Annotated in this window: 14 protein-coding genes; 7 read left to right on the plus strand and 7 right to left on the minus strand. The window is 66.4% G+C overall.

Annotation, left to right across the window (positions count from 1 at the left end; all coding sequences use genetic code 11):
• The first annotated feature begins 189 nt into the window (after nt 1–189).
• From AC5LXX_RS08640 to AC5LXX_RS08660, 5 genes are all read left to right on the plus strand, one after another.
• Nucleotides 190–1,446 (plus strand): MFS transporter, encoded by a 1,257-nt coding sequence (locus AC5LXX_RS08640; RefSeq protein ID WP_493409214.1) that lies wholly within the window; start codon nt 190–192, stop codon nt 1,444–1,446.
• A gap of 213 nt (nt 1,447–1,659) precedes the next feature.
• The gene (locus AC5LXX_RS08645) at nt 1,660–2,760 is read left to right on the plus strand and encodes an NAD(P)H-dependent flavin oxidoreductase (protein WP_493409215.1); all 1,101 of its coding nucleotides are present in this window, start codon (nt 1,660–1,662) and stop codon (nt 2,758–2,760) included.
• Nucleotides 2,761–2,877: 117 nt separating this feature from the next.
• A complete protein-coding gene (locus AC5LXX_RS08650) occupies nt 2,878–3,249 on the plus strand; it encodes a GFA family protein (protein ID WP_493409216.1) in 372 nt (123 codons plus the stop codon).
• Nucleotides 3,246–3,374 carry a hypothetical protein gene (locus AC5LXX_RS08655; protein ID WP_282505006.1) on the plus strand — a complete coding sequence of 43 codons (129 nt, stop codon included), beginning with the start codon at nt 3,246–3,248 and terminating at the stop codon, nt 3,372–3,374. Before AC5LXX_RS08650 ends, AC5LXX_RS08655 begins: the two co-directional genes overlap by 4 nt.
• Before the next feature lie 102 nt (nt 3,375–3,476).
• A complete protein-coding gene (locus AC5LXX_RS08660) occupies nt 3,477–3,932 on the plus strand; it encodes a MarR family winged helix-turn-helix transcriptional regulator (RefSeq protein WP_493409217.1) in 456 nt (151 codons plus the stop codon).
• Nucleotides 3,933–3,980: 48 nt separating this feature from the next.
• Here AC5LXX_RS08660 and AC5LXX_RS08665 read toward each other — a convergent pair whose 3' ends face one another.
• The 5 genes from AC5LXX_RS08665 to AC5LXX_RS08685 form a co-directional block, all read right to left on the minus strand.
• Nucleotides 3,981–4,697 (minus strand): GNAT family N-acetyltransferase, encoded by a 717-nt coding sequence (locus tag AC5LXX_RS08665; RefSeq protein ID WP_493411106.1) that lies wholly within the window; start codon nt 4,695–4,697, stop codon nt 3,981–3,983.
• A gap of 169 nt (nt 4,698–4,866) precedes the next feature.
• Nucleotides 4,867–5,196, minus strand: a complete 330-nt coding sequence (locus tag AC5LXX_RS08670; protein WP_493409218.1) for a DUF4148 domain-containing protein — start codon at nt 5,194–5,196, stop codon at nt 4,867–4,869.
• Nucleotides 5,197–5,270: 74 nt separating this feature from the next.
• Complete coding sequence (locus AC5LXX_RS08675) at nt 5,271–5,600, minus strand: DUF4148 domain-containing protein (protein ID WP_493409219.1); 330 nt, start codon at nt 5,598–5,600, stop codon at nt 5,271–5,273.
• Nucleotides 5,601–5,665: 65 nt separating this feature from the next.
• Nucleotides 5,666–6,085, minus strand: coding sequence for an organic hydroperoxide resistance protein (locus tag AC5LXX_RS08680; protein ID WP_322083086.1), 420 nt, complete (start codon nt 6,083–6,085; stop codon nt 5,666–5,668).
• Nucleotides 6,086–6,363: 278 nt separating this feature from the next.
• Nucleotides 6,364–6,828 (minus strand): RidA family protein, encoded by a 465-nt coding sequence (locus AC5LXX_RS08685; protein ID WP_493409220.1) that lies wholly within the window; start codon nt 6,826–6,828, stop codon nt 6,364–6,366.
• Between the two features lie 214 nt (nt 6,829–7,042).
• On the opposite strand from AC5LXX_RS08685, the gene AC5LXX_RS08690 reads away from it, so the two are divergent.
• Nucleotides 7,043–8,008, plus strand: a complete 966-nt coding sequence (locus tag AC5LXX_RS08690) for a LysR family transcriptional regulator (RefSeq protein ID WP_493409221.1) — start codon at nt 7,043–7,045, stop codon at nt 8,006–8,008.
• 31 nt (nt 8,009–8,039) lie between these two features.
• Here AC5LXX_RS08690 and AC5LXX_RS08695 read toward each other — a convergent pair whose 3' ends face one another.
• The gene (locus AC5LXX_RS08695) at nt 8,040–8,747 is read right to left on the minus strand and encodes an SDR family NAD(P)-dependent oxidoreductase (protein WP_493409222.1); all 708 of its coding nucleotides are present in this window, start codon (nt 8,745–8,747) and stop codon (nt 8,040–8,042) included.
• A gap of 770 nt (nt 8,748–9,517) precedes the next feature.
• On the opposite strand from AC5LXX_RS08695, the gene AC5LXX_RS08700 reads away from it, so the two are divergent.
• Complete coding sequence (locus AC5LXX_RS08700; protein WP_493409223.1) at nt 9,518–10,534, plus strand: hypothetical protein; 1,017 nt, start codon at nt 9,518–9,520, stop codon at nt 10,532–10,534.
• A gap of 184 nt (nt 10,535–10,718) precedes the next feature.
• Here the strand turns inward: AC5LXX_RS08700 and AC5LXX_RS08705 are convergent, their stop codons facing one another.
• On the minus strand, nt 10,719–13,892 hold the full coding sequence (locus AC5LXX_RS08705) for a multidrug efflux RND transporter permease subunit (RefSeq protein WP_493411107.1): 3,174 nt from the start codon (nt 13,890–13,892) through the stop codon (nt 10,719–10,721).
• Nucleotides 13,893–13,926: the final 34 nt, after the last annotated feature.

Below are 13,926 nucleotides of genomic sequence, written 5' to 3' on the forward strand. Positions count from 1 at the left end.
TGACTTTCGCATGACGGAGATTCTCCCGATATTCGACTCAATCTAGACTTCCTTCAACCGACGGACACGCAGGGCGTCCGTCCAGCGAATGGAGGTCGACATGCATCAAGCACTTCTGGATCAACTGCACGCACGGGCAGTCAATGCGTGGTCCGGCAGGGTGCGCCCGATTTCCGCGAGGAGGGCGCGATGAGCACGACCGTCCACGCGCCAGCCGCCACGCCCGCCGATCGGCCCGCCGCGAGCTATGCCGAACGCAACGCGCGCTACTGGCGGCGCAATCTCGCCGTGTGCGTCTTCGGGTCGTTCACGACGCTCGTCAGCCTGAGCATGCTGCTGCCGTTCCTGCCGCTGTATGTGCGGCAACTCGGCGTCGATTCGCAGTCGGCCGTGATCCAGTGGTCGGGCATCGCGTTCGGCGCGACGTTTCTCGGCACGGCCGTCACGGCGCCGCTGTGGGGCCGCCTCGCGGACCGCTTCGGCCGCAAGCCGATGCTCGTGCGCGCGGCGATCGGGATGGCGATCGTGATGTCGCTGATCGGCGTCGCGCACAACGTGGTCGAACTGGTCGCGCTGCGGCTGATCGCGGGGCTCGTCGGCGGCTACGCGTCGGCGTCGACCGTGATGGTCGGCACGCAGGCGCCGCGCGAGCGCGCGGGCTGGGCGCTCGGCATCCTGTCGACCGGCGCGCTCGCGGGCAACCTGGTCGGGCCGCTCGTCGGCGGATTGCTGCCGGGCTGGGTCGGCATTCGCGGTACGTTCTTCGCCGGAGGCGCGATGATCGCCGTCGCCGCGTTGCTGACGATCTTCGTCGTGAAGGAAGACTTCCACGCGGGCACCGACGCGAAAACACGCACCGCCGGCGCGGCCGCAGGCACCGCACACCGTACGAATCGCGCGGCGGTCGCCGCGTTGCTGGTGACCGCGATGATGGTGCTGCTCGCGAACATGTCGATCGAGCCGATCATCACCGTCTATATCGGCGGCCTCGGCGTAGGCGGCGACCACCTCGCGCGGGTCGCCGGTGTCGTGATGGCGTGTTCGGCACTCGGCAGCATGCTGACAGCCGCGCGGCTCGGCGCGCTGGCCGACCGGATCGGCAGCTGGAACGTGATCGTCGGCTGCCTGCTGCTGACCGCGCTCGCGATGGTGCCGCAGGCGTTCGTCACGCACTGGTGGCAGCTTGCCGCGCTGCGCGCGCTGATGGGCATGACGCTCGCGGGGCTGCTGCCGTCGATCGGCAAGCTCGTGCGGCAGTCGGTCGACGAGCGTGCGACGGGGCAGATGCTCGGCTACCTGCAGTCCGCACAGTTCAGCGGACAGGTGATCGGCCCCGTGATCGGCGGGCAGATCGGCGTCGCGTTCGGCCTGCATTCGGTGTTCTTCGTGACGGGCGCGCTGCTGGCCGCTTGCGCCGGGCTCGCACATTGGGCACGCGGCCGCTAGCGGCTGGCCCGCGGATCGACGCCTGGCGTAGGATGGCACAGCGGCTGACGCCGCATCCGGAAGCCAGCGGCACCGCATGGCCGCCCATCGTTTTCTCGTGACCGGCTGCGCGCGAAGTCCGACCCACGCGCGTCGATCCGAACCTGAGTCACGCGCTTCGGCCTGCATGCAGCCGAAGCCTTTCGATCACGGATATCGCAAGAGGCAAGCGACATGAATCAACCGCCCGACAACCGGACACTGTTGCGCACGCTCGGCATCCGCGCACCGATCGTCCAGGCGCCGATGGCCGGCGTCAGCACGCCGGCGCTGGCCGCCGCCGTATCGAACGCGGGCGGGCTCGGCTCGCTCGGCGTCGGCGCGACCCACGCCGACGGCGCGCGCAAGATGATCCGCGACACACGTGCGCTCACCGACCGGCCGTTCAACATCAACGTGTTCTGCCACAGTCCGGCCCGCGCCGATGCAGCGGTCGAACGCGCGTGGCTCGACTGGCTTGCGCCAGTGTTCCGCGAATACGGCGCGACGCCGCCCGCGTCGCTGGCGGAGATCTACACGAGCTTCATCGCGGACACCGCCATGCAGGCGATGCTCGTCGAAGAAAAACCGGCCGTCGTCAGCTTCCATTTCGGGCTGCCGTCCACGGACGTGATCGCCGCACTGAAGCACGCGGGCATCACACTGTTCGCGTCCGCGACGAATCTCGACGAGGCACGGCAGATCGCCGCCGCGGGCATCGACGCGATCGTCGCACAGGGCATCGAAGCCGGCGGGCATCGCGGCGTGTTCGATTCGACTGCGCACGACGATCGCCTCGGCATGTTCGCGCTGACGCGCCTGATCGCGCGCGAATGCGCGCTGCCCGTGATCTCCGCCGGCGGCATCATGGACGGCGAAGGCATTGCCGCCGCGCTCGCGCTCGGCGCGCAGGCCGCGCAGCTCGGCACCGCGTTCGTCGCGTGCCCGGAAACGTCGATCGACGACGGCTATCGCCGCGCGATCCTCGGCGACGCCGCACGCCGCACGACGCTGACAGCCGCGATCTCGGGCCGGCTCGCGCGCGGCATCGCGAACCGTCTGACCGCGCTCGGCGACGACCCGCACGCGCCGGCCACGCCCGCGTATCCGATCGCCTACGACGCGGGCAAGGCGCTGCATGCGGCCGCGAAAGCGCGGGGCGAATTCGGCTACGGCGCGCAGTGGGCCGGGCAGGCCGCTCCGCTCGCGCGCGCGCTGCCGGCCGCCGAGCTGTTCGCCGCGCTCGAGCGCGAAACGCGCGCGGCGATCGAGCGGCTGCAGCACGCGCTGGACTGATCGCGCGAGCCGGAGATTTGCAATGATCTGTATCTGAACGGACCGCGGATACAGCACGATACAACCACCGCGCGCGGGTTCGCTATAAAGCAGGCATGACCTCTTATGGAGTCCATCATGTCTGCCACCTGGTTCAAGGGATCCTGCCATTGCGGGGCCGTCAAGTTCGAAGTCAGGACGACCGTTACGCCGGCCGTCCGCTGCAACTGCAGCCTGTGCCGCCGCCGCGGCGCGCTGATGAGCCCGATGTTCGCTGCCGCCAGCCTGAATATCGTCGAAGGCGAGGGCGCGCTGACGTGCTACCGCTTCAACACGCGCACGGCCCGTCACTATTTCTGCAGCCGGTGCGGCGTCTATCCGTTCCATCAGACGCGCAAGGACCCGGCATGCTGGCGCGTCAATCTCGGCTGTCTCGACGGCGTCGATCCGTACGCGCTCGACGCGACGGTCGCCAACGGCGCGAGCCTGTCGGTCGTGGAGGACGCATGAAACGCTGGCTGATGATCCTGCTGTTTGCCGCAGGCGGGCTCGCGACCGAAATCGCGCATCCGGTGCAATGCTCGCTGCTGTCGGTCAGCCGCCAGCCGACCGGCAAGCGCCGCAGGCAGGGCTGACGCCACACCGGTTCATCGAGGCCGATTATCATGCTTCCGATAAGATCGCATGCGATATATAATGTGTTCGTGTGCGACCGTTCGCGTCGCCGGAGGAAGCCCATGAAACCGACCGATACCTCATCGATCGCCGCGCCGAAGCTGTCCGAGTTCCTGTGCTTTGCGATCTACTCGACGAACCTCGCGTTCGGCAAGGCATACAAGCCGATCCTCGACGAGCTCGGCCTCACGTATACGCAATACATCACGATCATCGCGCTGTGGGAGCAGGACAACCAGACCGTCGGCCAGCTCGGCGAGAAGCTGTTCCTCGAATCCAATACGCTGACGCCGATCCTGAAGAAGCTCGAGGCGATGGGCTACCTGGAGCGGCACCGCGATCCGTCCGACGAACGCCAGGTGCTCGTCAGCCTGACGAAAAGCGGCCGCCGCGTGCGCGAGAAGGGCCTCGACATGGATCTGGTCGAAGCCACCGGGTTGAAGCCGGACGAATTCGCGAAGGTGCAGAAGGCGATCGTCACGCTGCGCGGCAACCTGATCCGTTCGACCGAAGCATAAGCCGATGAACCACCGGCGGCCGACGCGTGCCTCGCGTCGGCCGCGTCGTCATGCGTGCGCGTCGCCCAGCACCAGCAGGCGCATCTCACGGCGCACGACGAAGCCGAGCGCGACGTAGCGCTCGATCGCCACCTGGTTCGTCGTGAGGACGTGCAGGAAAGGCGTTTCCGATCGCGCGCCGATCGACGCAATCAACGACCGGATCAGGCGCGCCGCAAGACCTTGCCGCCGAAACGCGGCATCCACGCACACGGCGCTGATCTCCGTATACCCGTCGAGTTGCATCCGCTCGCCGGCCATCGCGGCCAGCCGGCCCTCACTGCGCACGCCGATATAACGGCCGAGCTCGAACGTGCGCGGGCCGAACGGGCCCGGCTGCGCCGCGGTGGTCAGCGCGAGCATGTCCGGCACATCGGCTTCGCCGAGCGTGACATGCTCCGTTTCATACGCCGGATCGGGTGTTCCTTGCCAGACCATTTGCAGCAGCGCCGCGCGCCGGATGACCGGCAATCCCGCAGGCGGTTCGATCTCGTCCGGCGTGACGAGGGCCGTTGGCCCGTATGCGGCGACCAGTTCGCGCAGCGCGTCGAACGAGGCCGCGCTCGTGTCGGCGATCGCGGCAAACGGCGCGACGGCCGCCGGAAATCGCCATACGTGTTCATTGCCGAGCGCAAAGCGGCGCTGCTTGCCCGTGAGTGCATTCCAGACAACCCGGTCGAGCGCGTGCGCATCGTCCGTCGCGTTTCCGGTCGTAGCATCCCGCATCGGCTGCTCCTCGATTGATAGTGGGGTGCCGCACAGCATAGACCCGTTCGGTCGAGCAGGTAGCGCCGTCGATCCGGATTCCATCACCTCAACAACAAAAAAGCGCACGCGATTACATCGCATGCGCTTTATATGATCGGGATCGGCGACTGTTGTCGTCGCGCCGTGCTCAATGACCGAAATAAATCGAGCGCTCGGCCGTGCGAACCACGTTGCGGCTGCCGGATTGCGTCGCGCTGCCGGCATCGCTCCCGTAACCGGCTGCCTGCGTGTCGGCCGCGACGGCACCGCTGTCGTGAATCCGGCTCAGCGCCGCCTGGATATTGTCCGGGTAGTTCGGATCGTTGGGACGGTTCGGCAGGTAGCCGGCCTGCTGCAGCGCGGCCAGTTCCGCGCGCACCTGCGCACGCGTCACGGTGATTTCGCTGGCGAACGCCGGTGCTGCAACGGCGGCCGACACAGCGACGAGGAGGGTGGCAATCAGTCGGGTCTTCATCATGTACCTCGAGACGGAAACGGGGATTCAGCGGATGCGCACTGCACGCCGGCCATCGGCGCCGTTCGCGGATTCATTCAATGGCCGAAGTAGATCGAGCGCTCGGCGATGGGCGTCGCAGGCCGGCTGCCCGACTGCGTCGTGGCGGCAGCGTCGCCGCCGTAGCCGGACGACGTGGACGTATCGGCCGCCACGGCGTCGTTCGCGTGAATGCGCGTCAACGCGACCTGCAGGTCATCCGGGTAGTGCGGATCGTTCGCACGGCCCGGACGATAGCCGGCCTGTTCGAGCTGGACGAGCTCGGCACGCACTTGCGCACGCGTCACGGTGGTTTCGTTGGCGAACGCCGGTGCGGCAACAGCGGCCGAAACAGCAACGAGAAGGGCAGCGATCAATTGGGCTTTCATCATTCACCTCATAGAAAAGGAATCGGATCTTCGGCAGGGCGGCGTTCGGCCGCCCGCTACAACGTTCAGGCGATACGGATGTCGACGTCGATGTTGCCGCGCGTCGCTTTCGAATACGGGCAGGTCTGGTGCGCGGCGTCGACGATCTGCTGCGCGACGTCACGGTCGAGCCCCGGCACGCTCACGTTCAGCCGGGCCTGCAGGAAGTACGCGTTGCCGCCGGTGCCGAGATCCACTTCGGCGTCGACCGCGAGATCGGCCGGCAGCGTCACCTTCGCGGCACGCGCCGCAAGCTGCATCGCGCCGATGAAACAGGCCGACCAGCCGGCTGCAAACAGCTGTTCCGGGTTGGTGCCGGTGCCGGCGCTGCCCGGCGACGACAGCTGGATGTCGAGGCGGCCGTCGGAACTGCGCGCCGCACCGTCGCGGCCGCCGGAAGTCGTATGCGTCTTGCCCGTGTACAGCACTTTTTCGATCTTGCTCATCATTTGCTCCGTCAGTTGTCTGGTTTGTTTCAGATGCGATTCGATCGCATGCGACGCAGTTTGGTCGCGTCGACCCACGCAGTCAAGCGCATTCGATTAAATCGCATGCGATATTTTGTATTCTAATGTATCTGAAACGTGTCGCGCCTTTCTGGACAAGGCTTTCGGGCGATCAAGCCCCGATATCGAACAGATCGACGACTGTGCCGGAATCCGGGCAGGGCACGCGCAAACGCCCACGAGAGTGCGAAATGGCCACCCGCAGGGCGGCCGCTCGGTCACGCTGCGTCGATCTCGGCGATCACGACGAGGATCACGGCCGCATCGGCCGGCAACTGGCGCTGGGAAAACGCGGAACGCGCGTGTCCGGCCTTGTTGCCGAGCACGGCGGCGAACAGGTCGGATGCCCCGTCGAACACGGCCGGCTGCCCGAAAAAGCCGTCGGCCGAGCTGACGTGCCCCTCGACACGCACGATCTTGCGCAGCCGGTCGAACCCGCCCAGTTGCTTGCGGATCTGCGCGAGCACGTTCAGTGCCGCCAGCCGGGCAGCGTGCTTGCCTTCGTCGACGCTCAACTGCTCGCCGACGCGGCCGGTATAGGCGACCTTGCCGTCGACGAGCGGCAATTGGCCCGACACGAACAGCAGGTTGCCGGCTTCGCTGGCGGCCGTATAGCTCCCGAGCGGAGTCTGCGGTTCGGGTAACGCGAGGCCGAGTTCGGCAAGCTTCTGTTCGATGGTCATGTCGTACTCCTGGGAGATCGATGGTTCGGGTGGCCGGAAGTGCCTGTCAGTCACTGTAGTCAGGCGCCCGAAGCCGGTAAATGTCAGCCGCGCAATTGATTCGGGACGCCATGTAACGAATCACGCGCGCGGCGCTGGCTGGTTTCCCGCGCGATATTCATGCACACTCGTTGCTCCATCGCGCGCACATGCGGAAGACGGCAGGAACCGCCCCATGCAACGTAAATTCGACGACCTGCTGCTGGGCAGCATCGAGCTGTTCTGCCTTGCTGCCGAACTCGGCAGCTTCACGCTGGCGGCCACCGCGGCGAGCGTCACGCCGGCCGCGGTCAGCCGGTCGGTCGCGCGGCTCGAGGAGCGTCTCGGCGTGCGGCTGTTCGTGCGCACGACGCGGCAGATTCGCCTGACCGATTCCGGCCGGCGCTATTTCGAGCAATGCCGCGATGCGCTGTCGCAGCTCGTCGACGCGGAACGCGAAGCGACCGGCCAGCAGGCGACGCCCGCCGGCGTGCTGCGGATCAGCATGCCGACCCCGTACGGGCACTATCGCGTGCTGCCGCTGTTGCCCGCGTTTCGCGAGCAGTATCCGGACGTGCGCATCGAAACCCACCTGAGCAACCGCAACATCGACTTCGCCGAGGAAGGCTTCGATCTCGCGATCCGCGGCCGCGCGCCGGCCGATTCGAACCTGGTCGCGCGCAAGCTGGAAGATGCCGAACTCGTGATCGTCGCGACGCCCGGTTACCTGAAGCGCGCGGGCATGCCGACCGCGATCGACGATCTGCATGCGCACGAGTGCATCCAGTTCGAGCTGCCGAGCAGCGGGCGGCCGATTCCCTGGCTGTTCGACGACGAGTCGGACGAACTCGACGTTGCGACGACCGGCAGCTACGGCACCTCGGGCGACGTCCTGGCCGGCGTGACGCTCGCACGTAGCGGCGCGGGGTTGTTCCAGACCTACCGCTTCATCGTCGAACAGGATCTGCGCGCCGGTACGCTCGTGGAAGTGCTGCCCGGCCTTGGCGGCCGGTCGCGGCCGTTCATGCTGCTGTATCCGCATGCGCGCTATCTGTCGTCGCGCGTGCGCGTGTTCGTCGATTTTCTCGTCGAGCAACTGGCGCGTGCGCCCGCCAAACAGGCGGGCCGCGCACGCGTCAAGCGCGCCACCGTACGGCGCTAGGCCGGCCGGCGCGTCATCCCGATGCCGAGGCTCAATGCCCCGCGCTCTGGCCGCCGTCGACGTGCAGGATCTCGCCCGTCACGAACGGCGCCGAATCCAGATACAGGATCGCGTCGACGATGTCGCTCATCTCGCCCATGCGGCCGACCGGGTGCAGCGACGCGAGCGTCGCATGCGTGTCGGGCGCATGCATCGGCGACTTGATGACGCCGGGCGACACCGCATTCACGCGGATGCCGGCCTTCGCATACTCTATCGCGAGCGACTTCGTCGCCGCATTCAGGCCACCTTTCGTCAGCGACGCGAGCACCGACGGCACGTTGCTGTTCGCGTGATCGACGAGGCTCGTCGTGATGCTGACCACGTGGCCTCCGCCATGCTTCTGCATCGCGTCGATCGCACGCTGCGTGACGTGGAAGAAGCCGTCCAGGTTGACGCTCGTGATCCGCGCGTAGTCATCCGCGGTGTATTGCGTGAATGGCTTCGCGATGAACACGCCCGCGTTGTTGACGAGCGTGTCGACGCGGCCGAAGTGTTCGATTGCTGCGTCGACCACACGGCGCGCGACGGCCGGATCGCCGATGTCGCCCGTGACGGTAACGAGATCGGGATCGTTCGACGGGCCGATCGAGCGGGACGTCGCGACGACGCGATGGCCGCGCGCGCGAAATGCGTTGACCGTTTCCGCGCCGATGCCTTGCGATGCGCCGGTGACGATGATGACTCTGGATGTGCTCATGATGTGCCTCGACAGGTGAGTGGTGTTCGGCTTCAGTGCCGACCGGATCGATGAATCCGATGGGCAGACTGTAGGCGTGCCGGTCGCGATTTCGAACACCCACCGTGGAGCAACAGTCTTGCGTCGCGGGAACAAATGTAGGGGAGGCTGGTTGCCGCACTGGCAACGGAAGCGCCGCCGCTGCGCCTTGCTGATCGGAAAATCGGCGTCGCCCTAAAGCACCTCGATGCGCTGCGTGCGACCGCTGAAGCGTGGCGCGATCTCGGCGAAGGGACCGATTTTCCGGCGACTCGACACGCGGATTTGCCTGCCACGAAACACGTAGTTGGATAAAACGATATCTCTATTCCGATAACTTTTCTTATCACAATAGCCTTATTACCAATTCAAACTGACGCCCATGGAAACGCGCTCGACCCGACGCGCTCCTATGCCCCGATGCCGAATCTGATTCCTAACAGGGCAGGGGAATTGCCGTAAAAGCGTGTTCGCAGTGGTCGGTGTGCATTGAAGTCGCTCTTCGGCGATTTCGCGAAGCGGGCGTAACAAGCGGCCATGAAAGAGGGCGCGCAAGCGTTGGCGTCGGCCACCGCGTTGATGCCGCGCAATCGCATCTCGCGAGGAGGTGAGCGGGCGCATCGACGGCTTCGTCGTCGATGCGCCCGCACGATGTCGGCATGCGATGCACGTCAGCCGCCTGACCGGACGCCGCCTATAATCGTTATCAACCTTTCGGGGAAATCGCGGTTACAAGGTGAGGGGGTGTCCAAATGGGACAGTGCCGTTACATCTGTTCGCGCTTCGTCCTCGCGAGCTCGATCGCCGGTCTGACGATACTGGCGGGTCCGGTACACGCGTACGCCGAGGATGGCCCTTCGAGTAGTTCATCGAGCAGGCTCAAACCATCGGAGAGAACGCTCAACGTCTATGCGGTGTACGGCGACGGACGCGCGACCGAGGGTGGCGATATGCACTGGCGTGCGTACGAAGTCGGCTTCGGTGACGTCTTGAACGATTATTGGTCGGTCTACCTCGCGTACCTGAACGAGGGGCATCCGCTGGATCACCACCGTGACGGTTTTGCCGCCCTGGGTTCGTTTCGTTGGCCGGTCGGCAGTCGTGTGGCGCTCGAATTTTCGGCGGGCCCGTATTTCAGCATGGACACGACACACGTCGACGACCAGCCACGCAATGACAAGCGCTGGGGCGTGCGCGCGTCGGCAGCGGTGCGGTATTACGTCGTTCCGAAGCGCTTCTTCCTCAAGGTGCAGTACAACCACGTTCAGATGATTGGCGGATTCAATTCCGACGCGGTGCTCTTCGGCATCGGCTCGGATTTCGGCGGCGATCCTGGCCCGGCGTTTTCGGACGGCAAGACGCAGGTCAGCGTTTGGGCCGGGACGTCGCAGACGAATCGTCCTCAAGTGCCGATCGAAAAGGGATACATGGTCGAAGTCAAGCGGCCGCTCGGCAATGCGTGGGCCTATTCGGCGAGCTTCATCTACGAAGGCAACAATGGCGTTGCCGGCCGACGAGGTGTGGCCGCGCAATTCTGGTACGTCGCGCCGATCAAGAGCAAATGGACGCTTTCGGCAGGTGTCGGCCCGTATCTCTCGCGGGATCGGGACGAGGCCTCGGGCAGGACGCGACTCAATGCGTTGCTCAGTGCGCAAGTGACCTATCAGGTCACGAACGATTGGGCGGCGAGCTTGCGCTTCAATCGTGTCGCAACCCGCAACGACAAGGACCAGGACATGTTCATGGTTGGTGTGGCGCGCAATTTCTAGGCATTCGTTCTTCTGCGCCGGCGCATTCCAAAACACGACATTTTTATTTAGCCAAAAGCGGACATTTCAATCTAGCCACTACAACACGAACTATCGATAATTATGATTATGTCAAATACAACATTTCCGTCCGAATTCGCACCATCCCGCCATTGATCCGACCGAAAACAACCCGCTGCCACCGTCAATCGACCTCCAGATCCCCGACCGTTTCCGCCCGCCGCGTGTCACGCCGCATCCCGGCAGCCTGCCGACCGCGCCGGCCTGCAGACACCACCAGACGAAACGCAACCGGCGCAAACACGAGCCCGAACATCGTCGCCGCCAGCACGCCTCCAAACGCGCCCGTGCCGATCGACCGCCGGCTTTCCGCACCCGCGCCCGTCGCCAGCACGAGCGGCACGACGCCCAGCAGGAACGCCATCGACGTCATCACGATCGGCCTGAATCGCGCGGCCGCCGCATCGATCACCGCCTGCCGCAGCGACATGCCGTGCGCGGCCAGATCGCGTGCGTACTGCACGATCAGGATCGCGTTCTTCGCCGCCAGCCCGACCACCGTGATCATCCCGACCTTGAAATACACGTCGTTCGGCATGCCGCGCGCGAGCGCTGCCGCGATCGCGCCGATCATGCCGAGCGGCACGATCGTCAGCACCGACAGCGGAATCGTCCAGCTTTCGTACAGCGCGGCAAGCGCCATGAACACCGCGAGCACGGACAGCCCGACGAGCAGCGGCGTTTGCCGCGCAGCGACCTGCTCCTCACGCGCCGCATCGACCCAGTCGAAGCCGATCCCGGCCGGCAGCGCGCCGGCGAGCCGCTCCATCTCCGCCATCGCCGCACCCGAACTCGTGCCGGTCGCCGCCCGGCCGCTGATGTCGAGCGACGGATAGCCGTTGTAACGGTTCAGCATCACCGGGCCGATCGTCCAGTGCGGCGCGGCGATGGCCGACAGCGGCACCATGTCGCCGGTGCGGTTCGGCACGGTCAGCGCCATCAGTTGCGTGTCGGTCGTGCGGGCGCCCGGCTCGGCCTCGATGATCACGCGCCGCATGCGGCCCGACGCCGGAAAATCGTTGATGTAGTTCGAACCGAACGTGCCGCCCAGGAGCCCCGCGATCCGCTCGAACGGCACGCCGAGCGCATACGCCTTCGCGCGATCGACGTCGAGCTCGATACGCGGCGCGTCCGGCAGGTCTTCGAAATGCACGGCGGCCAGCAGCGGATCGGCCTTCGCGCGCTCGGACAGCTGCTCGCGAGCCGCCTTCAACGCATCGAGCCCGACACCGCCGCGATCCTCGAGCCGGAACGTGAACCCGTCGGAATGCCCGATGCCGCGCACCGAAGGCGGCAGCGACGCCTCGACGTCGCCGTCGAGAATCTCGCCGAAACGCCGGTTGAGCCGGTCGCGCAACGTCATCGCGTCGACGTCGCGCTGCGCCCAGTCCTTCAACTCCACGAACGCCATCCCGACGTTCTGCCCGCTGCCCGCGAAACTCCAGCCGATCACGCTCGTCACGTTCGCGATCGCCGGCTCCGCGCGCAGGATCGCCTCGACCCGCTCGACGGCCACGAGCGTGCGCGCCTGCGTCGCGCCGGCCGGCAACTGGATCATCACCTGCAGCTGCCCCTGGTCCTCGGTCGGCAGGAAACCGCCCGGCATCATCCAGTACAGCAGCGCACAGCCGAGCACGAGCGCCGCGTAGACCGCGACGACGATACCAGTGCGGCGCACCGCGAACACGGCGACGCGGCGATAACCGGATTCGGCGCGTGCGAAGGCCGCACCGAACCGGTCGGCCAGGCGCGCGCCGAGGCCGCGTCGGCGCGCCTGGCCGGCACCGCGATCGTGCGGCGCGACCGGCTTGAGCAGGTTCGCGCACAGCGCGGGCGTGAGCGACAGCGCCATGAACGACGACACCAGCATCGACGCGATCATCGCCACCGCGAACTGGCGGTAGATGCCGCCGACGGTGCCCGGAAAGAACGCCATCGGCACGAATACGGCGGTCAGCACGGCCGTCACGCCGACGATCGCCCCGCCGATCCGCTTCATGGCCCGGCGCGTGGCGTCGCGCGGCGACACGCCCTCCTCCATCACGCGGTGCACGCTCTCGACGACGACGATCGCGTCGTCGACGAGGATGCCGATCGCAAGCACGAGCCCGAACATCGTGAACACGTTGATCGACAGCCCGAACGCCCACATCGCGACGAACGCGCCCATCAGCGTGACCGGAATCACGACCGTCGGCACCAGCGTGTAGCGCAGGTCGCGCAGGAACAACCACATCACGCAGAACACCAGCACGACCGCCTCGATCAGCGTCAGCACGACCTCGCGGATCGCGATCGTCACGAAATGCGCACCGTCGAACGGAATCTCGATCGCGACGCCGGGCGGCAACGTCCGCGACAGCTCGGCGAGCCGCGCACGGATCGCGTTCGACGTTTCGAGCGCATTGCCGCGCGGGCCGAGCTGGATGCCGACCGTCGCGGCCGGGCGGCCGTTCAGCCGCGAATAGAACGAATAGTCGTCGCGGCCGATCTCGACGCGCGCGACGTCGGCGACGCGCACCGCCGAACCATCCGTCTTCGACTTCAGCACGATCCGGCCGAACTCGTCCGGCGACGCGAGCTGCCCCTTGACGACGATCTGCGCGGTGAGCTGCTGGCCGCCCGGAAACGGCGCGTCGCCGATCGCGCCGGCCGTCACCGTCGCGTTCTGCGCGCCGATCGCCGCGATCACGTCGTCGGCGCCGAGGCCGTATTCGCGCAGCTTGTGCGGATCGAGCCAGACCCGCAGCGCTTCGTCGGCATCCCACAGCTCGGCCGCGCCGACGCCCGGTGCGCGCTTCAATTCACGCAGCACGTAGCGGTTCAGGTAATCGCCGAGCTGCGCGGAATCGCGCAAGCCGTCGGTCGACGTCAGCGTGACGAGCATCAGGAACGTGTTCGCCGCCTTGAACACGCCGATCCCCTGCTGGACGACCTGCTGCGGCAAGCGCGACTCGACCTGCTTCAGCCGGTTGTTCACGTCGACGAGCGCGATGTCGGGATCGGTGCCCGGCGAAAACGTCACGTCGATCTCGAGGTTGCCGTGACCGTCGCTGCTCGTCTCGTAGTACAGGAGCCCGTCGGCGCCGTCGAGGCTTTCCTCGATGATGCTGCCGACGTCGCCGTCGACCGTCTCGGTCGACGCGCCCGGGTAGGCGGCGGTGATCACGACGCGTGGCGGCGCCAGGCGCGGATACTGCGCGATCGGAAGCTGCGGAATCGCGAGCACGCCCGCGACGACGATCGCGAGCGCGACGATCCACGCAAAGACGGGACGATCGATGAAGAACGACGGCATCGACATGCGTCAGCGCACCGACGGCGTTGCACCG

The organism is Burkholderia torrens, assembly GCF_984668525.1.